Below are 20436 nucleotides of genomic sequence, written 5' to 3' on the forward strand. Positions count from 1 at the left end.
AAGCGGCAATTATTTGGTCATTATTATTTTTTTATAATTAAACTCTTATGCTATGTACTTGCAAAGCAAAACACAAGCTTTGTTCAATTATTATCTGAGTTTACATCTATTACCTTAGTTGATGCCAGTAAATAACAAAATCATTTTGGTTTAATTGACTAATTTCTATCTGTAAGACAACTTTGCTACAATTGGATGTGTTTTTTTACTGAATGATACCGTGTACACTTTCTTTGAATCACCAATACAAACTGTTAATCACCCATTACTAACTGCACGTAAAATTCACCTAAGTATCAAGCGTGATGATCTTATTCACCCACAAATTAGTGGCAATAAATGGCGTAAGTTAAAATTTAACTTAGATGCTATGAAACAACAGAGGAAATCTGAGTTACTCACTTTTGGTGGTGCGTTTTCAAATCATATCCATGCTACGGCCACTGCAGGCAAACTATTTGGTTTTAAAACCCATGGTATTATCCGCGGCCCCGAATTAGATGAAGCAAACCCAACACTAAATTACGCTAAACAATGTGGAATGAGCTTGCACCCTGTTAATCGTATTACTTACCGTTCAAGGCACGATCAAACTTATTTGGCAAAATTACAAAAGCAGTTTCCTAATGCGTACATATTACCCGAGGGTGGCACCAACGCAGCAGCGCTTTTAGGCTGCAAAGAATTAGCACAGAGCTTACCAAGTTGTGATGTGCTTGTTTGTCCAACAGGTAGTGGTGGCACATTAGCGGGCTTAATTGAAGGTATGCCAGAGCATACTCAGTTATTAGGTGTGGCAGTGTTAAAGCAAGCTCACTATTTAATTGAGGAAATAAAGCAGCTCAGCAATAAAGCAATGCTACAGCAAAACTGGCAGCTGCTTTGCGATTTCCATGATGGTGGCTACGGAAAGTTTAGCGATACTTTGTGGCAGTTTTGTCAAACGTTTACTAAGCAACACGCAATCCCACTTGAACCTATTTATAGCGGTAAAATGCTTTATGCCGTTTGGCAACTAATTGAACAAGGTTATTTTAGTGAAGGAACGCGCATTATTGCTGTCCATACTGGTGGGCTGCAAGGTTTAGATGGCCTTAAATATCGAAGGCTAATAGACTAACTATGAGGCGTAATATCAGCCAGCCTTTGCAATGGCTCTGCAAAGTAAAAACCTTGTGCAGCTACTACACCTAGGTTTTTCAAGGTAGCGAGTTCGTTTTGAGTTTCTACCCCAACCGCATACACTGGAAAGTTTAATTCTGTGCCTTTAGTAATTATTTGTTTAACCGTTTTTTGTTGCTGAGTATTAGTATCAATATTGTGAATAAGCTCAAACGCCAGCTTAATACTGCGTACACTTTTGATATTTTTTTTATAAGTTGCTAGATGCTCTGCACTGCGAACATTATCGATAACAATACCTGCCGACAGTGTTTCTAAACATTCAAATTGTGCACTAAGCTTTTTATGTTGTTTTAAATAATCATCTTCACTGAGTTCAAATTGCAATTTATCTGTACAATTAAAATCATCCATTTGCTGTTTAAACCAAACCCAAAACTCATCATTAAACCAATTCATTGCATGCAAATTGATGCTTACTATTAATGTGCCAGTTTCGTTCACCAGCATTTTCTTCACTTGCGAAACCACTGTTTTATCCAACAGCAAGACATCTTTTTTACTGCTCATGTGCGGAATAAAGTGCCGCGCAGCCAACAAACCTAAGTTTTTATGGCGTATGCGGATCAATGCCTCGTGCTGCAAAATGTCACCTGTTTGTAAGTCAAACAACGGCTGAAAAAACAACATAAAATGCTTTTTCTTTATATATTCAAAAAGGTGCTCTTTGCTATCAGCCAAAATACTTGACTGTGTATGACCAAAAGGCAAGCGGTGAATATGCTGCCAAGCACTTTGTTTCGCCAATGCTAATGCCGATTTCGTAAGCTGATATACAACGGCCTGATCGGCGCCTGTACGGTAATTACATACGCCAATTTTAATATCAGAGCGAGACAAGTCACTTCGGTAGTTTAAGCAAGCTTGATATATAACTTGATGTAATCGCTTAGTGTATTTGTCGACTTCAGTAGCAGGTACACTATTTAAGGTCACGGCAATACCACCAGATGGCAACAATTTAACAGAACGATTTACAAGCTCACCAAACCCTTTAGCTATTACTAATTTAAAGTAATTATCAACGTCGAGGTTGGCAGGAAATGGGTTCTTCCAAAAAAACAACGCAAACAAGTGATTATAATTTGTGGGTACACCATACAAAATATTCAAATCTTGATGGCCTAAAGGTTTTGGCGATGCTATTTTTTTTGTCGCCGACTGAATACTCGGCTTCTTAGTTGGATTAATTATTGGTTTATCTACGACAGCCAATTGCTTGAACATTTTTTTCCACCAGCGAAACCCCCAATACCCTGCTCCAAGCAAGATTAAATTTAAGAAAATAAATAAGTGGCTTTCGACCAGCCAAGAAGGCCAATGAAAAAGACGTAGATTAACCGTTTTATAGCTAAACACCTCTTGTTCAAGGTTAATAAAATTTGCAAAGTTAGAGGGTACGTCACTGACACTCACAGCAAAGCCTTGGCTCTTAGCTAATGAAGCAATAATATCTTGCGAGGCAACTGGGTCGAGATTTAACTCATAAACCTGTTTGGCAAGCTCAGTCCCTGTGCGATGCACTTTGTCGTGCAGCACATCACTTAAGAAAATATTAAAAACAACCAATAGCAAAAACGCGGCCATCATATAGATGACCACCGGTTGCTTGAATTGTGAAGTTAAATCTCGTTTCATTTCACAGGTTAGTTGCTTAAACATATACAAAGTGTTGTCCAAGAACCCTATAAATACAAGGCTGCAGGGCGATTTAAAGCAAGATCAGAAAAATCCTATAACCAGCGCTGTCAAAAGTTTTGTAATTTTAAACACCTAGCAATAATAGTTAATGAGAATTATTTTGTAACCAACACGACTCAATTAAAGAGTAGTGATACGGAGTGTTATGCAAATAAAAAACCCAGCTACTAGGCTGGGTTTAAAATATTGCAAACACTTAACGGTGTCTGGTCATTTAGAACGGGATATCGTCATCAAAGTCGATTGGTGGTTCCATTGGATTTGATGCGCCACCTTGTGGTGCATTTTGAGGCTTAGGAGCAAAACCACCTTGTTGAGGTGCGCTGCTTTGCTGCTGACCATAACCGCCACCATATTGGTTATTGCTTTGTTGTTGTGGTGCAGATTGTTGTTGTGGTGCAGATTGCTGTTGCGGACGCTGTTGCTGCTGTGCTGGCGCAGACTGTTGCTGTGGAGCATAACTATTATTGCTTTGTGATTGCTGAGCACCACCGCCGTATCCGCCACCTTGTTGCTGACCACCTTGGTAACCGCCTTGTGATTGACCACCTTGATAGCCACCACCTTGTTGCTCACCACGGCCGCCTAACATTTGCATTTGACCGCCCATGTCTACCACGATTTCTGTGGTGTATTTTTCTTGGCCTGATTGATCAGTCCATTTACGGGTTTGTAAACGACCTTCAATGTACACTTGTGAACCTTTGCGAAGATACTCACCAGCAACTTCTGCTAGTTTGCCAAATAACACGACACGGTGCCATTCAGTACGCTCTTGCATTTGCCCTGTGTTTTTATCTTTCCAGCTATCTGTCGTAGCAATGCTGATATTCGCTACGCCATTGCCATTAGGCATATAACGTACTTCTGGATCTTGGCCTAAATTACCAACCAAGATAACTTTGTTCACACCGCGTGCCATGGAACTTCTCCTATAAAACGTTAGATTAAACCAGCCACTTTGCGTGCTTGGTCTAGGTCAAATTCTTTATCATTAATCTTTAAATAGCTGCGATTTTCATCACAGACGACCGTTGCTTCAATTACGCCCGGTAAAGCAACAAGACGAGAAGCAAGCGCTTGTGCCTGCTGCTCTGAACTTAATTCAGTCATTAAGCTAATTATTTTACTTCTTGGTGGGACTTGCATATTCCAAGCAAGGATAAGCCATATTACCCCAACAAGTGCCGCCGCCGCAAACACTGCTTGCGCACTTAATGCTTGAGCAACGTAACCTCCTAATAAACCACCTAAAAAGGCACCAAAAAACTGCGTAGATGAAAATACCCCCATCGCAGAACCTTTCTGGTTTGCAGGGGCAATACGCGACACAAGTGCAGGCATGGTTGCCTCTAAAAAGTTAAAAGCAATAAAATAAACCAGCATACAAATGCCAATGCCAATCACCGAATCAACCCATAACGACATCGCTAACATACTTAAAACAAGTAGCGCGATTGAGCCAATAAAGGCTTGTTTTTCTTTTTCTTTACGAATCGCCACAATCATCATCGGTGCCATCAAGAAAAACGCTAAAAACAGCACAGGGATATATAAGTACCAATGGTGATCTGCAATTAAACCATCTTTTATAAGCTGCCCTGGTAAGGCTACAAATACGGTAGTTAATGTAAGGTGAAGTAGCATTACACCGAAATCAAGGCGCGCTAATTGTGGGTGTTTAATGAGTTGTTTAATGTCATCAACTGTCGCTAGCGTATCACCTCTTGGTGCCTTACTAACAGCATTTGGCACTAAAAATAACACGATTAAAATACCTAAAATGGCAAGTCCAGCAGTAAGCCAAAATACCCCAGCGACTCCCCAAGATGCAGCGACAATTGGCCCAAGTAACATGGCGACTGCAAAGCTCATACCGATACACATACCGATTACAGCCATCACTTTCGGGCGTTGTTCATCACGGCTTAAATCAGAAGCAAGCGCTAATAACGCACTGGCAATTGCCCCCATCCCCTGTAGTGCGCGCCCTAGCGTAACCATTTGCACAGACTCAGCCGTTGCCGCTATCACAGAGCCAAGAGCAAACACACAAAGGCCACCTATAATGACTTTTTTACGGCCAATTTTATCTGACAACCAACCCATTGGGATTTGCAAAACAGCTTGTGTTAAACCATAAGCACCAATAGCAAAGCCAATCCAAAGCGGTGAAAACCCTTCCAACTGCTGACCATAAATCGCCAATACTGGCATCAGCATAAATAGGCCAAGCATACGGAATGCAAATACGCTCGCCAACGAAACGGCAGCGCGTTTTTCTCGAGAGTTGAGTGAAGATGCTGTCATGAATTACTGATCTTGCTGTCTATTTAAAATTTGAGCGTGGATTCTACCACAAGCGAAAACTAAATAATCACCTGTAAGTGATGATTTTTTCTTTGATCAAGGATTAATCTTATCGCGTATTATGAGATACTGAAAAAATAATTAGGTAATAAAACGAGATAGCATGGAAAACATTGAAGTCCGAGGCGCCCGTACGCACAATTTAAAAGACATCAGCCTAACCATTCCCCGTGATAAGCTGATAGTTATCACTGGCCTATCTGGTTCAGGGAAATCGTCTTTAGCGTTTGATACTTTGTATGCAGAAGGGCAACGTCGTTATGTTGAATCACTGTCAGCGTATGCAAGACAGTTTTTATCGCTAATGGAAAAACCCGATGTGGATCACATTGAAGGTTTATCGCCTGCTATCTCTATTGAGCAGAAATCAACGTCGCATAACCCGCGTTCAACGGTTGGTACTATCACCGAGATTTACGATTACCTACGTTTATTATTTGCCCGTGTAGGTGAGCCACGCTGCCCTACTCACGACTTACCTCTTGCAGCACAAACCATCAGCCAAATGGTTGATACTGTTTTAGCCCTACCTGAAGGCAGTAAGCTAATGCTGTTAGCGCCGGTCGTCAAAGATCGCAAAGGTGAGCATGTTAAGTTGCTTGAACAACTAGCAAGCCAAGGCTTTATTCGCGCTCGTATCGATGGCGAAGTATGTGACTTATCTGATCCACCTACCCTTGAGCTTCATAAAAAGCACACCATCGAAGTGGTCGTTGACCGCTTTAAAGTAAAAGATGGCCAACAACAGCGTTTAGCTGAATCATTCGAAACCGCCCTTGAGCTATCGAGTGGTATTGCCCATGTAGCGGCAATGGACGACTCACTTAGCGAAGACATGCTGTTTTCAGCTAACTTTGCCTGCCCTACTTGTGGCTATGCCATGAGTGAGCTTGAGCCTCGCTTATTCTCGTTTAATAACCCAGCAGGTGCGTGTCAAAGTTGCGATGGTTTAGGTGTACGCCAGTACTTTGATCCAAACCGTGTTGTGCAAAATCCAGAGCTAAGCTTATCTGGCGGTGCAATTAAAGGCTGGGACAAACGCAGCTTTTATTATTTTCAAATGCTGCAAGCAGTCGCAGAGCATTATAAGTTTGACCTAGAAGTGCCTTTCCAAGAACTTAGTAAAGATGCGCAAAAAGTTATTCTTGAAGGCTCTGGCAAAACCAAAATTGCCTTTAACTACCGTAACGACCGTGGTGATTTAATTACTCGTAACCATGAGTTTGAAGGCGTTTTGAATAATATGAATCGCCGCTACCGTGAAACCGAATCAAACTCGGTTCGCGAAGAGCTCGCTAAATACCAAACAAGCCAAGCGTGCCCGAGCTGTCATGGCTCTCGATTACGTGAAGAAGCTCGCCACGTATTTATTGGCCAAACAAACCTACCAGCCATCACCACTATGAGCATTGGTGAAAGCATGGCATTTTTTGATGGTTTGAATTTAACTGGTCAACGCGCACAAATTGCCGATAAAATTCTCAAAGAAATTCGCGATCGTTTATCTTTCTTAATTAATGTGGGCCTTAATTATTTATCGCTTGAACGAAGTGCCGACACTCTGTCAGGTGGTGAAGCGCAGCGTATACGTTTAGCAAGCCAAATTGGTGCTGGCCTTGTTGGTGTTATGTACGTATTAGATGAACCATCAATTGGTTTGCACCAGCGCGATAACGATCGCCTGCTACAAACCCTTATTCACTTACGTGATTTAGGCAATACGGTGATCGTGGTTGAGCATGACGAAGATGCCATTCGCGCTGCGGATCATATTATCGATATTGGCCCAGGTGCGGGTGTTCATGGCGGCCATGTGATTGCACAAGGTACCCATGACGATATTTTAGCGAGCAAAGATTCAATCACAGGTCAGTATCTCTCTGGAGAGAAGAAAATTGAAGTGCCAGCGGCTCGCCATCAAACCAACGACAAATGGCTTGAGCTATTTGGTGCCACAGGTAACAACTTAAAGAACGTTGATTTACGTATTCCATTTGGCTTAATGACCTGTATCACAGGTGTATCAGGCTCAGGTAAATCGACGCTTATCAACGACACTTTATTTAAGCTGGCTCATACAGAGTTAAATGGCGCAACTACCGCAGAGGCGGCACCGTATAAGTCAATCAAGGGTCTAGATCATTTTGATAAAGTCATTGATATTGACCAAAGCCCAATTGGCCGTACTCCGCGCTCAAACCCTGCAACTTACACCGGTATATTTACCGGTATTCGTGAGCTATTTGCAGGTACTCAAGAAGCCCGCTCGCGAGGCTATAAAGTCGGTCGTTTTAGCTTTAACGTTAAAGGTGGTCGCTGTGAGGCTTGCCAAGGCGATGGCGTGATCAAGGTAGAAATGCACTTTTTACCTGATGTGTATGTTCCTTGTGATGTGTGTAAAGGTCAGCGCTACAACCGCGAAACGCTCGAAGTACAATACAAAGGTAAAAACATTCACCAAGTACTCGAAATGACTGTTGAAGATGCCCGTGAATATTTTGATAAAATTCCGGCTATTGCACGTAAACTGCAAACCTTAATGGATGTGGGCTTGTCGTATATTCGCTTAGGTCAAGCTGCAACAACCCTCTCTGGTGGTGAAGCGCAGCGTGTGAAACTGGCTCGTGAGCTTTCAAAACGCGATACCGGCAAAACCTTATATATCCTTGATGAACCAACTACTGGTTTACACTTTGCCGATATTCAGCAATTATTAGTAGTACTTCACCGCTTACGCGATCATGGTAATACCATTGTTGTTATTGAGCATAACCTTGACGTGATCAAAACTGCAGACTGGATTGTCGATTTAGGCCCAGAAGGTGGCTCAGGCGGTGGTGAAATTTTAATTTCAGGTACACCTGAAGATGTCGCCGATTGTGAGCGCTCACACACCGGAAGATATTTAAAACCACTACTTTAAAAAGGAAATTGCGTGCGTAGGTATTTAAAAATTGCAAAATGGCGCGCTAATAAACAGTTTCAACAACAGCAACGTAGCTGGCAGCCACATAGAACAAGGCTGGTTGAACGATTACAAGCTATTTGGTTTAACTTAAGTACCGCACAAAAGCTTTATCTTTTAGCATTAAGCAGCCTGATTGTTGTGCAATCGGGCTGGCTAAGTGCCTCTATCACAATTGTTGCGTTAGTTATTGAATTTTGGCCCAAGTTTAATCAGCTTTGGCATTCGCTTGCTGGTAAAGCACTGATTTTAATATTCTACGCCAGTGTCGCTAATTTTGTGTTAGCCAGTGCGAGCGGTATTGTAAATGATGTAACACATGTTTCTGCCAGTCATTTTAACTACACACATAACTTTGCCACCCTCTTATATTTACCCCCTTGGGCTATGGGCATTAGCTTAGTTACATTGTTGTTATTTCAACTTTTTTTACCTTTTTATATTTTTATTCTTTTGTTGATAAAACCGTTTGGTTCTGAGCGAATTAAGTTTATTAGCCAAAGTTACTCACCGCTGTTAACCGCTATATTGCGTTTTATATTAGCGTCAGTCGTATTTATTAATCTAATTTCGTTTATTGACGACAAGCCAGTTGAAGAAGTGGTAGACGATGTTGTCAGCAGTTTTGCAGATAGTAAAGCTATTGCAGAGGAGACACCTACTGATCAGCAAAAAGCAGTTGAAGAACTCAGTGAAAAAATAGAGCAGCAATTACCAGACAGCAGCAATTCTGTGCCGATTCTAAGGCGAGATGTAGATATTGAAGGTGATAGCGAAACTGCGCAAAATCTACGTCAGTTTTTAGACACTAAGGGTTACTTTGAAAGGAGTAAACGCTTAATTGCTATGTTTGCTTATAGCTTTGAGGCTGATAGCTATTCTCGCTGTTTAAAATCACAGAACAGTAAAACTGTTGAGCTGAATGATTATGAAATTGTGCAAGTAACCCCGGATCACAATGCCGAATACGGCTATCGATTTGAAGTCATTGCGTGTGACTCACCTGGTGTCACTCCAGTAGCAAAGTAACGCAGCAATCAATACTACTCGCTTGGCTTACTGCGTTTTTCTCTGATGAAATGAAATACCGAAAGCCCAATAAAGCCAAAGCAAACTAAGGCGATTACTAAATTGGGTATAAAAATAAGCAGCATGCTTGCGTCATAGCCGACCTTTGCGAAGGCTGCGCAAAGGCTACCAATAATAAGTTCAGTTAAAATTAGCTCCCATTCTAATGAGCTATTCGCAGCCACAGTTTTAGCCGCATAATGTTTTACTTTAAAGCCCATACCAAAACCTACTAGTTCCTATTTTAATACACCTACACTAGCATCAAAATGCACAGACTCAAAAATAATAGACAATAAAACCTTATTTAACCCCGTAAGGATCAGACATAAAACATTGAAATTAAAAAGATTAACTTTTTAGAACCTTATAAATAAATCGCTTAGATGTAGATAAGCGACTCTCACTATTTTCCTCGCTATTGTAGTTTCCATCAACGGGCTACCAACCAATTTTGCTTCGCTGATAAAACTAACCAACCAATTAAAGGAATTAAATTATGACCAGCTCAGTTTTAAAAATGATGTCACTTCTAACAGTAACGGTAATTGTTTTTACATCACCAAACACCTTATTAAATAGTCAAAATGCCCAAAAGCTAAATCAGCAATTAGAGACCTCTATCGAGGCTTCTATTGAACAAATGAACAATAAAATTGATCACCAAATTGAGCAACAGCTCAATAAGTAATATCTAGCTTGTCCAATATACTGGGCAAGCTTCATCTAATTAACAGGCTTAAGTAATGAAAACACTGACTCGACACTTACTCATCTCATCGATTGCAGTATCAGGCTTATTAATATGTGATTTTAGTATTGCTAAAAGTGCTGTTTGGCTGGTAAGTAAAGGTGATAAATATATTTACATTGCTGGCTCAATTCACGTTTTGCCTCCGAAAGAGATACCATTACCTGCAGAGTTTAATCAGGCTTATCATCTGGCAGATACCTTAGTACTTGAAGCTAATATGCCAGCACCAAGCAATAGCTCGGCACAACTGACAATGCTCAAAGCTCTCAGCTACCCAGCGGGTGAAACCTTAAGTGGCAAGCTGACAGCACACGTGAAGCAACGATTAGAAGAGCAACTAAACCGATATGACATGCAACTCAGCGAATTCGATAGCTTTCGCCCGTTTATGGTGGGTTTGTTGATGATGTCGTTGGAGCTGAAAAAGCAATCGCTTTTGGGTGAAGGTGTCGATAGCTACCTTACTAAATTAGCTAAAAAAGATAGCAAAAAATTAGCCTACCTTGAAAGCTTAGCTTATCAATTACATCTATTTAAGGAATTAGGCAGCCAAAACGAAAATGCCTTTATTGAATCACAGTTAACGCAAATTTCTCGCTATCAGCATGATTATATTGCCATGCTCGCTGCATGGCGAAACGGCAATATGCGGGCAATGAATGAGCTTATCATCATGCCATTGAAAGAACATGATCCCCACACTTATCAAATACTCATAAAGCAACGCAATTTGAATTGGCTTAATCATATTGAGCATTATTTAACTGATCAGCAAAAAGAGCTGGTAGTCGTTGGCGTAGCTCACTTGGCCGGAGAAGATAGCCTATTAGCCTTGTTAAAAAATAAAGGTTATGAAATTAAACAGTTGAATACAGATGAGGAATAAGAAAATGGAAAAAACCGACAAAACCGCCGCAGCACTTATCTGTTTGTTTACTGTTTTAATTGTGCTTAGCTTTTAATAAAAAATACCGCTTAAAAGCGGTATTTTTATATGTGACTTAAGTAATAGCTTACGGACGCGGGATAAAACCAACAGCGTCATATACTGCTTTTAATGTTTTTTCAGCGCGAATACTCGCCTTTTCAGCACCTGATTTCATAATACTATCAAGCAGTGACTGATCTTCGCGAATTTCTTTAAAACGTGTCTGGATCGGCTCAATCATACTAACAACAGCTGCTGCTGTGTCTTTTTTCAGGTGACCATACATTTTATCTTCGTACTCAGGTACTAAGTCTTCAATTGAGCGCTTAGTAGCCACAGATAATAAAGTTAGTAAGTTAGATACACCTGGCTTTTCTTCACGATCAAAGTAGATACGTGCTTGTTCGTCTGAATCGGTTACTGCTTTTTTCAGTTTCTTTTCAATCTTCTTCGGCTCATCTAATAACATAATGTAACCGTTTGGATTTTCATCAGACTTAGACATTTTCTTAAGCGGATCTTGTAAGCTCATTACACGTGCGCCAAACTCAGGAATGTACGGCTCAGGCAGTTTGAACACATCACCGTATAGGTTGTTAAAACGTGTTGCGATATCACGAGTTAACTCAAGGTGTTGCTTTTGATCTTCACCTACTGGTACTTGATCTGCTTGGTATAACAAAATATCAGCAGCTTGCAGTACAGGGTAAGAGAATAATCCCACGTTTACGTTATTAGCATGCTTAGATGATTTATCTTTAAACTGCGTCATACGATTAAGCTCACCCATTTGAGCATAACAGTTTAATACCCAGCTTAGCTGTGCATGTTCTGGCACTTGAGACTGTACGAATAACGCAGCTTTCTCTGGGTCGATACCGCATGCAGCATATAGCGCAATACCGTCAAGTACGCGCGAGCGTAGTTGCTCTGGATCTTGGCGAACCGTAATGGCGTGCAAATCTACTAACATAAAGAAACTTTCGTGGTCTTCCTGTAGCTTAAGCCACTGGTTAATAGCGCCAACATAGTTGCCTATTGTCATACCACCGGTTGGCTGAATGCCACTTAACACTACTGGTTTACTCATGATGTTCCTTTATATTTTTACTAAACTAAAAAGACGAATTTAAAATGCTCTTACCTTTGAGTAAGAACGGGTATTATATCTAAGAAATTCTCGCAGAGGTACTCTGGATTGAAATCAGCAAGGTTTTCACCTTGGTTATAGCCATAACCGAGCGCGACAACGTCAACATTAGCAGCTTTTGCTGCCAAAATATCACTTTTTGAGTCGCCTATCATAACCGCTTTGGCAGGGCTGACATCGAGTTGCTGACAAGCAAATTGTAAAGCCTCAGGTGATGGTTTCTTTGCCATATCATCACCACACACAATCAATTGAAAATGACTGGTCAGTGAGAGTTTATCAAGTAGCTTCTCGGTAAAACGACGTGCTTTATTGGTGATCACCACTTTAGGAATACCAGCAAGTGCAGCAAGCCCTGTTTCTACATGTTGATAAAGCGCACTATAGTCACCCACAACTTGGTCATAGTGCTGATAAAACAAATTAATAGCTCGCTCAGTAAGAGCTTCATCTAAATGCTCACTGACTTGCATATCGCCACTCAAACCGCGTTTAACGAGCGTTTCTATACCATTACCTACCCAGCTTTCAACTAGCTTCTGTGTAACAACCGGAAATGCTAGGTCAGTTAGAGTCAGGTTCATCGCAATGTATAAATCATAAACACTATCAACTAAGGTGCCATCTAAATCGAAAAAAGCCGCATCGTATTTCATGACTCAACCTTTGCAAGTTCACTACGCATTGCATCAATGACCGCTTTGTAATCTGGTTGATTGAAAATCGCAGAACCAGATACAAACATATCAGCTCCCGCTTCTGCTATTTTAGCAATGTTATCAACACCCACACCACCATCAACTTCTAAACGAATATTGCGACCTGAATCATCAATAATTTTACGCGCTTGGCGAAGCTTTTCGAGAGTATGTGGAATAAAACTTTGCCCGCCAAAACCTGGGTTAACCGACATTAATAACACCACATCTACTTTATCAAGCACATGTTCAAGGTAACTAAGACTCGTAGCTGGATTAAACACGAGTCCTGCTTGGCAGCCACTATCCTTTATTAGTTGTAAAGTACGGTCAATATGCTCACTCGCCTCTGGGTGGAAGCTAATAATAGATGCACCTGCATCAGCAAAATCGGGAATTAAGCGATCGACAGGCTTCACCATAAGGTGCACATCAATAGGAGCTGTGATGCCGTAATCGCGCAGTGCTTTACAAATCATTGGGCCAAAGGTTAAGTTTGGCACATAGTGGTTATCCATTACATCGAAATGTACAACGTCAGCCCCGCTTGCAATTACACGATCAACATCTTCACCTAAACGGGCGAAGTCAGCTGATAAAATAGAAGGGGCAATTAAATACTTTTGTAATGTTTCCAACATAAAAGATTCCATCATAATTTGCGACTGCAAGAAGAGCGCATAATGTAACCCAATCGACAGCTGATTAAAACACCACAGCTGACTGTTAAGAGGCTATTACTTAAGGCTAGTCCTTTTAGCTTATTGAATTAAAGAGAATTTAATCGAAAATTGAACAATAACTCTATTCAGCTACTTGCATTGACAACCCCAAATAAAACAAAAAATAAACATAAAATTTACTTTAAAGAACTAATTTTATTATATTTTTATTTAATTCAGCCTTAATTAAGTTTGTTATTTGAGCAATTATTATGTATGCTTGTCTAAATAACACAAACAAGGGTTATTCTCATGCGTGCTTTTAAAATAGGGATCTTAATCGCGTCCGCACTTACGGTTGCTACGTTTGTATCTTTTTCATCTGCCGATGAAGACGACTTTTTAGCAGCGGCGTCTAGTTGCTCATGCAATACACTAAGCGCATCGTCATCTTCTGCTCAATGTATGAAAGCAGAACAAGAAACAGGATGGTTTTCTTGGTTAACTGGTGATAGCCGCAGCGCTCAATTCCATTATCTTGATTTACTTGAGTTATTAACAAGTAGTGAAGAGTCAAAGAAAGTTAGCAGTTTAGGTTCTAAGTTCTAAATCGCATGAACAAATTCATTAGTGCATTGCAAAGTGTCTTCGCGGCATTTTTTGGTGTGCAATCAGAAGACAAACGTCAAGCTGACTTCAAAGAGCATTCACTCAGTACTATCATTATCATCGCGCTCATCTTATTTAGCCTGTTTGTAGCAGCGATTTATTTCACCGTTTCTTTGGTGCTAAATACATAGCCATTAACTCATTCACTTTATTACGTGAACCGCCCTTCGGACTAATAGTTCGCTTCACCTGAATTTCATCAAGTGAAGCTTGGCTATAGATTTTACGAGTCCATACTGTATCGTGATTAGATATGAGCACTGGTGTGTTATTTTCGAATGCAGTTTGCTCAGCCAAATTAGCCAAGTTAGCCTGATCATCTAAATTGAAGCCACCTTTAGCGTAAGAAGTAAATGATGCAGTTTTACTCAAAGGCACATATGGTGGATCGCAATACACAACTGCATTATTAGGAATAAGCTTAAATACCTCGTCATAACCTAAACAAGTAAAGGTTGCTTGCTGCGCTTTTTCAGCAAAAAAGTGCATTTCTTTTTCAGGAAAATAAGGGCGCTTATATTTACCAAAAGGGACATTAAAAATACCTTTAAGGTTGTAGCGACACAAACCGTTATAGCCATGGCGATTCATGTATAAAAATAAAATTGCACGCTCATACACATCACTGCTTTGATTAAACTGAACACGATACTCATAATAGGCTTCAGGGTGGTTATTAAGCTCTACAAACAACTTCTTTGCATCGCTAATAAATTCATCAGGTGTTCGCTTTAGCTCAGTGTAAAGGTTGATCAGATCCGCATTGATATCGTTTAAAATATAATGCTTAAAGTCCGTATTAAGGAATACAGAGCCAGCACCAACGAAAGGTTCAACTAAGGTGTCAGCATCCATACTCGCTTGCTTCAAGCGGGTACGAATATCTTCAACTAGGCTGTATTTTCCACCTGCCCATTTAAGGAAGGCTCTGGTCTTTTGCTGCATCTGCTCTTAACTTCAATTCTGTGTTGCGCGATTTTACACTAATCAGTTTTAATTTACTGATTAAGTGAAGCGATTTCTTGTTTAATTTTACTTATTTTTTTATAAAATGGCTGATTTTTACGCACATTATCAGAAAGTGTTGTTACACCTTTCTTAGCTTCATTCAGTGTGGCATAACTGCCATAAGTTACAATCCACCAAGGCTTACCACTGCGTAGACTTCGGTATGTATTAACCTGCCCTAGCAAATCATTTTCACTAATAAATTTATCGCTAATTTCTGGTTTAGTAACCGCAAGTAATTGGATGACATAATGCTCGTCTGGCTGAGTTAAATACCAAGCATTACCTTCAAGCGTTAGCTCAGATTCAGTAGTTTGCTCGAGCGCAGCTACTACCGGCTTAGTATTAGTATTTATCGCTGTCGCTATTTCCTCTGTGCTTTGCTGCTCGCTATCTTGTGCTGCATGTTGTTGCTCAGCAGGAAAAAGGCTATCGACAATCGCAGCAACATTATTGTCATGGATTTCGTTCTCATGACTTTCTTTTTCTGAAGTTTCTACTGGCGGTTGAACAACTGGGGTGGTATTTACAGCATGTTCAGTAATGGCTTGCTCTGGTTTTGTTAGCTTATCTAACGCTTGTTCTGATACTCGCTCGTCACTTTCTACTTGCCTATTGACTATCGTCTCTGCGGGCAGCGCTGTTGCCACAGCGCTCACTGTATCTTGCTGATAATGCGCTTTCCACCACTCGGTCATATCCGCTTTATACAAAAAGCCAATAATTAACAACATTGTTGTGAGTAACAACAAAATTATATAAAGCAATTTGTAGCTTTTTTCTGGTACTCGAATGTCTGCGCTTTGTTGCTCGGGCTGCCATGCAAGTAATAAAGCTGGATTACCATGAGCCTCTTGTAAAAAGGTGCGAAAAACAGGATCTTCTTCAACCGGCAGGTTATCGAAAAACCAACGCATAAGCTGTTTGCTTTCGCTCAAATTCAGCGCTTCTAGATGAATTTCAACAGCTTGACTAAATTGCCCTACCGACTGGGATGCTATTAAAATGTATAGTGTGCTCGGGCTTTGCTTTGCTAAAATTTCTAGTTGCTGGATTAACTCTTCAGATAAATGACGCCCTCCATCAATCACCCATAAGCAATCACCACAAGGCTGTTGTTTATAAAGTTGATAGAAGTTTTCAGACAAACTCAAAGAGTGGTCTATCAGTGGGTTACTAAAGCTTTGTTCAAGCAGTTCGGTCATAAACTGCTGGTCGGTCATTTTTCCCGACAATTGAACAAACGCCTTGTTAAAGTCGAGGTATTTATCTGTAATAAAGGTTTCTAGTAAATAACTTTTGCCTAGCCCCGATGGACCAAGTAAGCAAATTAGGTTTTGCCCATATTCAAACTGCAGAGCGATTCGATCAACTAGCGCAGCACGGCTAGGCAATATTTGTGATTGCATTAGCGCGCTATTAAATCACAAACCTGCTGATCAGTAACATCACTTACCAGCGCACATTGACCAAATTGGGTTGGAAGAATAAAGCGAATAGTACCTTTCTTATTTTTCTTATCTTTACGCATATGTGTTAAAAATTGCTCACCAGTCATATCTCTTGGAATATCAACAGGTAAATCATACTCAGCAATCAATTTAACAATGCGTTCAACTTCAATAGCAGTTAAATCACCACGGGTTTGCGCTAAACGAGCTGCGAGCACCATACCTGCCGCAACGGCTTCGCCGTGTAACCAATAGCCATAACCCATTTGTGCTTCAATCGCGTGCCCAAAGGTGTGTCCTAAGTTTAGCAGTGCACGTAAGCCAGCTTCTTTTTCATCTTGTGCAACAATCAAAGCTTTAATTTCACAACAACGGTAAATCACATGCTGCAAAGTTTGCTCGTCAAGTGATTTAAGGTTGTTAATATTTTGCTCTAGGTAAGCAAATAATTCAGTGTCGTAAATGAGGCCGTACTTAATAACCTCAGCCATACCTGCAGCAAATTCACGCTCAGGCAAAGTATGCAGCGATTGAGTATCGATGAATACAGCTTGTGGTTGGTAAAACGCGCCAATCATGTTTTTACCAAGAGGATGATTTACTGCCGTTTTACCACCTACAGACGAATCAACTTGCGAAAGCAAAGTAGTTGGCACCTGAATAAAAGGCACACCACGTTGATAACATGCAGCAACAAAGCCGGTTAAGTCGCCAACAACACCACCACCTAAGGCAATAAGACAAGTATCGCGACCACAGTTATGTTCAAGTAAGAACGCCGAAATCTTTTCAAACCACTCAAGTGATTTGTATTGTTCGCCATCAGGGATGGTAAAAGATAACGGGTTAAGATCAGCCAACGACGTCATTACATCATCAAGATATAAAGGTGCAATGGTGTCGTTGGTGATAATGATAGGTCGACAATCGCCGATGTGCTCGCGTAGCCGACCAGTCTCTTTAAGAGCAGATTGACCAATATAAATAGGATAACTTCGCTCGTCCAAATTAACTGTTAATTCAAGCATAGCTAGTTCCCTTTTTATTATTGGTTTTTAAAAATCTAATTTCTCGATGATTTGATTAGCAACAACTTTCGCGCTTTGCTCATCAGTGCGGACAACAAAATCAGCAACTTCTTTGTATAACGGTTCGCGTTCTTCAGCTAAGCGTTCTAATACATCACGCGGTGCTTCTTCTGTTTGCAATAATGGGCGACGCTTGTCGCGCTGCGTGCGTGCAACTTGCTTTTCGATTGGTGTCTCTAGGTATACAACGATACCGCGAGCAGATAGCTTGTTACGCACTTCTTTACTGATCACAGAACCACCACCAGTAGCAAGCACAATACCTTGCATCTCTGTTAGGTCTGAAATTACAGTTTCTTCACGAAGTCGAAAGCCCTCTTCACCCTCAAGATCGAACACCCAAGCAATATCTGCTCCAGTGCGACGCTCGATCTCTTGATCTGAATCGAAAAATTCAAGGTGTAATTGATCAGCAATGTGACGACCAATTGTGCTTTTGCCAGCCCCCATAGGGCCCACTAGAAATATATTACGTTTCTCAGCCATATCTTTTTAGTACAAACGAACTCTAAAATTTGAAATAAAACCCCGCCTAACGACCTGGCCCCAAAATTAAGGAGGGGATTATCTCAGTAATTGCTTGGGTATTTCAAGTCAATTAGCATAAAAAGCCAGATAACGAGCAATTAAACATGCTAATTGCTCGTTGCTTAAGAAAAAATCACTTATTCAATTTGGATTTTTGGTGTTACAAAGATTAACAGCTCTTTTTTCTCGTTAAATTCACTCGTACTTTTAAACAACGCACCAAGGTATGGAATATCACCTAACAGAGGTACTTTCTTAGTTGAGTTAACGATTTGCTGTTGGAAGATACCACCAAGCACCACAGTTTGGCCATTTTCTACTAATACCTGCGTTTGGATCTCTTGGGTATTAATTGCCACAGCAGAACCTGTTGGTGTTTGCACTGTATCACCGCGGGTATCTTGTGTAATAACTAGGTCCAAAATGACCTTATTGTCAGGCGTGATATGTGGCGTTACTTCTAAGCTCAACACCGCTTTTTTGAAAGTTACCGTAGTTGCACCACTTGATGCTGCTTCAACGTACGGGATCTCTGTACCTTGCTCAATGCGAGCTTTTTGTTGGTTCGCCGTAGTAATACGTGGACTTGCGATAATCTCACCACGGTTTTCTTCTTCAAGAGCACTTAGCTCTAAATCTAATATTGTACCGTTGGCTAACTTAGCTATTTGTACACCAATGCTACCGGCAGGACTTGAAACAGGTAAGTTAACATTTAAGCGGTCAGAAATACTTGGAATATTATCGTAAGAGCCAGCACCAAACATACCACCGGCACCATCTAATGTGCCAGAAATAGCGCCATCACTACCTACATCGCTGATCCCCCAACGAACACCTAAGTCCTCTTGGACATTATCATTCACTGTCACCATACGTGATTCAATTACCACTTGTTTAACAGGAATATCTAAGGTTTCCACCATACGGCGCACGCTTTCGATGCTTTTGGCTGTATCTTTGATGAGTAAAGTATTGGTACGTTTATCAACAGAAACACTGCCTCGTGAAGAGATTATGCTATTGGTGTCTGTTTTTAAAAGATCAGCAAATTCTTCAGCTTTTGCATAGTTAAGGCGAATATATTCACTGTAAAGCGGCTCCAAGTCTTCAACTTGCTGCTTAGCTTGAAGCTCCTTTGCTTCACGAGCGGCTAACTCCTCTGCAGGAGCCACCATCAAGATAGTGCCATCCATACGCTTATCTAAGCCTTTAATCTTCAGCACCACATCAAGTGCCTGATCCCAAGGAACACCGCTTAAACGTAAAGTGATATTGCCTGTTACAGAGTCACTTGTGACAAGGTTAAATTCGTTATAACCAGCAATAATCTGTAATACAGAACGAATAGGAATATCTTGAAAATTAAGACTCATAGGGCGGCCTTGATATTCAATTCCACCATCAAGGTATGCGCGCTGAGTATCGTCTTTTTCAACTGTGAGGGTAAAGATGTTTTCAATTTGTTGGTGCGTAAACTTAAATGCCGCATTTGGTTCAACCTCAATGCGTGTTATGTTGCCTTCTTTGAAGGTTTCAATGTTGCTTACGACCGTTCCAAAATCAATCACATCTAATTGATATAATAAATCGTCTAAAATATCTGTGTGGTGAAACTCAGCAATGATTTTGCCACCGCTTTCATACACATTAATTGCCGCTTGCGTATTTTGTAAAAAGACTAATAGACGCGCTTCACCTTTTTCACCACGACGAAAATCAATCGACTGTACTGTGTTAATATAGTTATTAGAAGCGGTTAATCCATCCTTTGAGTCATCTGTTGTAATCGGATTGTCTGAAACATGCAAAGTAACAATGTTGTCTTTCGCTGTTGTTTTATAAATTTTTAATTTATCTAAGCTAACAATTACTTTTAAACCATCTTCGGTCATAGTGCTGGTTACATGCTGAATACCTGCTTGATTAACTGGTACATCACGTACTTCATTATCTACACCTACATTACTAAAAAGCATTTCGATACGAGCTGGCGAGTTATATACCTGGATTTTAGGTTCAAACGTAAGAGCTTCATCAAACACAAGTTGTAATTGTGTTTCGCCTTGCATTAATGGGTTATAACGAACGTCGTACAATAAAGGGGCAGCGATTGCCGTCTGAGCCACAATTAAGGCTAACGCAGCTAACACGCATTTATTTATGTGCTTTAACCAAGCCATTCCTTTATGCATTTTCTTTTCACCTTTCATA

The 20436-nt window shown here is 40.6% G+C and carries 19 protein-coding genes; 7 read left to right on the forward strand and 12 right to left on the reverse strand.

Going from position 1 to position 20436, the window contains the following annotated elements; translation table 11 throughout:
• The first annotated feature begins 220 nt into the window (after positions 1 to 220).
• The gene (locus HCZ11_RS13990; protein ID WP_233786783.1) at positions 221 to 1120 is read left to right on the forward strand and encodes a 1-aminocyclopropane-1-carboxylate deaminase/D-cysteine desulfhydrase; all 900 of its coding nucleotides are present in this window, start codon (positions 221 to 223) and stop codon (positions 1118 to 1120) included.
• Here the strand turns inward: HCZ11_RS13990 and HCZ11_RS13995 are convergent.
• From HCZ11_RS13995 to HCZ11_RS14005, 3 genes are all read right to left on the reverse strand, one after another.
• Positions 1117 to 2844 (reverse strand): EAL domain-containing protein, encoded by a 1728-nt coding sequence (locus HCZ11_RS13995; protein ID WP_130049779.1) that lies wholly within the window; start codon positions 2842 to 2844, stop codon positions 1117 to 1119. The two genes, HCZ11_RS13990 and HCZ11_RS13995, sit on opposite strands and share 4 nt — an antisense overlap.
• A 253-nt stretch (positions 2845 to 3097) precedes the next feature.
• The gene (ssb, locus tag HCZ11_RS14000) at positions 3098 to 3805 is read right to left on the reverse strand and encodes a single-stranded DNA-binding protein (RefSeq protein ID WP_167658714.1); all 708 of its coding nucleotides are present in this window, start codon (positions 3803 to 3805) and stop codon (positions 3098 to 3100) included.
• A gap of 20 nt (positions 3806 to 3825) precedes the next feature.
• Complete coding sequence (locus tag HCZ11_RS14005) at positions 3826 to 5193, reverse strand: MFS transporter (protein ID WP_130049780.1); 1368 nt, start codon at positions 5191 to 5193, stop codon at positions 3826 to 3828.
• A gap of 163 nt (positions 5194 to 5356) precedes the next feature.
• Between HCZ11_RS14005 and uvrA the strand changes: the two genes are divergently transcribed.
• Together uvrA and HCZ11_RS14015 are read left to right on the forward strand one after the other, a co-directional pair.
• Positions 5357 to 8176: an excinuclease ABC subunit UvrA gene (uvrA, locus tag HCZ11_RS14010; RefSeq protein WP_167658715.1), complete on the forward strand. Its 2820-nt coding sequence runs from the start codon at positions 5357 to 5359 to the stop codon at positions 8174 to 8176.
• Positions 8177 to 8188: 12 nt separating this feature from the next.
• Entirely contained in the window at positions 8189 to 9247 is a 1059-nt protein-coding gene (locus HCZ11_RS14015) for a hypothetical protein (protein WP_167658716.1), read from the forward strand.
• Between the two features lie 14 nt (positions 9248 to 9261).
• Here the strand turns inward: HCZ11_RS14015 and HCZ11_RS14020 are convergent, their stop codons facing one another.
• The gene (locus tag HCZ11_RS14020) at positions 9262 to 9507 is read right to left on the reverse strand and encodes a hypothetical protein (RefSeq protein WP_130049783.1); all 246 of its coding nucleotides are present in this window, start codon (positions 9505 to 9507) and stop codon (positions 9262 to 9264) included.
• 278 nt (positions 9508 to 9785) lie between these two features.
• Here HCZ11_RS14020 and HCZ11_RS14025 point away from each other — a divergent pair, with 278 nt between their 5' ends.
• Both HCZ11_RS14025 and HCZ11_RS14030 read left to right on the forward strand, forming a co-directional pair.
• The gene (locus tag HCZ11_RS14025) at positions 9786 to 9977 is read left to right on the forward strand and encodes a hypothetical protein (protein ID WP_130049784.1); all 192 of its coding nucleotides are present in this window, start codon (positions 9786 to 9788) and stop codon (positions 9975 to 9977) included.
• Between the two features lie 55 nt (positions 9978 to 10032).
• Positions 10033 to 10926, forward strand: coding sequence for a TraB/GumN family protein (locus HCZ11_RS14030; protein WP_167658717.1), 894 nt, complete (start codon positions 10033 to 10035; stop codon positions 10924 to 10926).
• A gap of 127 nt (positions 10927 to 11053) precedes the next feature.
• On the opposite strand, the gene trpS is transcribed toward HCZ11_RS14030, so the two are convergent.
• Genes trpS through rpe form a run of 3 tightly spaced genes read right to left on the reverse strand, consistent with a single transcriptional unit; the run spans position 11054 to position 13457 of the window.
• Positions 11054 to 12058, reverse strand: coding sequence for a tryptophan--tRNA ligase (trpS, locus tag HCZ11_RS14035; protein WP_130049786.1), 1005 nt, complete (start codon positions 12056 to 12058; stop codon positions 11054 to 11056).
• Between the two features lie 50 nt (positions 12059 to 12108).
• Positions 12109 to 12774 carry a phosphoglycolate phosphatase gene (locus HCZ11_RS14040; RefSeq protein WP_130049787.1) on the reverse strand — a complete coding sequence of 222 codons (666 nt, stop codon included), beginning with the start codon at positions 12772 to 12774 and terminating at the stop codon, positions 12109 to 12111.
• A complete protein-coding gene (gene rpe, locus HCZ11_RS14045; protein WP_167658718.1) occupies positions 12771 to 13457 on the reverse strand; it encodes a ribulose-phosphate 3-epimerase in 687 nt (228 codons plus the stop codon). The genes HCZ11_RS14040 and rpe overlap by 4 nt, the downstream gene beginning before the upstream one ends.
• Before the next feature lie 333 nt (positions 13458 to 13790).
• On the opposite strand from rpe, the gene HCZ11_RS14050 reads away from it, so the two are divergent.
• Complete coding sequence (locus HCZ11_RS14050; protein WP_130049789.1) at positions 13791 to 14087, forward strand: hypothetical protein; 297 nt, start codon at positions 13791 to 13793, stop codon at positions 14085 to 14087.
• A 5-nt stretch (positions 14088 to 14092) separates the two neighbouring features.
• Complete coding sequence (locus HCZ11_RS14055; RefSeq protein ID WP_130049790.1) at positions 14093 to 14278, forward strand: DUF2970 domain-containing protein; 186 nt, start codon at positions 14093 to 14095, stop codon at positions 14276 to 14278.
• On the opposite strand, the gene HCZ11_RS14060 is transcribed toward HCZ11_RS14055, so the two are convergent.
• The 5 genes from HCZ11_RS14060 to HCZ11_RS14080 all read right to left on the reverse strand — a co-directional run bounded on the left by HCZ11_RS14060 (position 14250) and on the right by HCZ11_RS14080 (position 20417).
• Complete coding sequence (locus HCZ11_RS14060; RefSeq protein WP_130049791.1) at positions 14250 to 15092, reverse strand: Dam family site-specific DNA-(adenine-N6)-methyltransferase; 843 nt, start codon at positions 15090 to 15092, stop codon at positions 14250 to 14252. The genes HCZ11_RS14055 and HCZ11_RS14060 overlap by 29 nt on opposite strands.
• A 53-nt stretch (positions 15093 to 15145) precedes the next feature.
• The gene (locus HCZ11_RS14065) at positions 15146 to 16564 is read right to left on the reverse strand and encodes an AAA family ATPase (protein WP_167658719.1); all 1419 of its coding nucleotides are present in this window, start codon (positions 16562 to 16564) and stop codon (positions 15146 to 15148) included.
• Positions 16564 to 17634: a 3-dehydroquinate synthase gene (aroB, locus tag HCZ11_RS14070; RefSeq protein WP_167658720.1), complete on the reverse strand. Its 1071-nt coding sequence runs from the start codon at positions 17632 to 17634 to the stop codon at positions 16564 to 16566. The genes HCZ11_RS14065 and aroB overlap by 1 nt, the downstream gene beginning before the upstream one ends.
• A gap of 27 nt (positions 17635 to 17661) precedes the next feature.
• Positions 17662 to 18180, reverse strand: a complete 519-nt coding sequence (aroK, locus tag HCZ11_RS14075) for a shikimate kinase AroK (protein ID WP_036973192.1) — start codon at positions 18178 to 18180, stop codon at positions 17662 to 17664.
• A 179-nt stretch (positions 18181 to 18359) separates the two neighbouring features.
• On the reverse strand, positions 18360 to 20417 hold the full coding sequence (locus HCZ11_RS14080; RefSeq protein WP_233786782.1) for a type IV pilus secretin PilQ: 2058 nt from the start codon (positions 20415 to 20417) through the stop codon (positions 18360 to 18362).
• Between the last annotated feature and the right edge of the window lie 19 nt (positions 20418 to 20436).

Origin of the sequence: Pseudoalteromonas sp. HF66, assembly GCF_011806445.1 — a bacterium.
Classification (GTDB): domain Bacteria; phylum Pseudomonadota; class Gammaproteobacteria; order Enterobacterales; family Alteromonadaceae; genus Pseudoalteromonas; species Pseudoalteromonas apostichopi.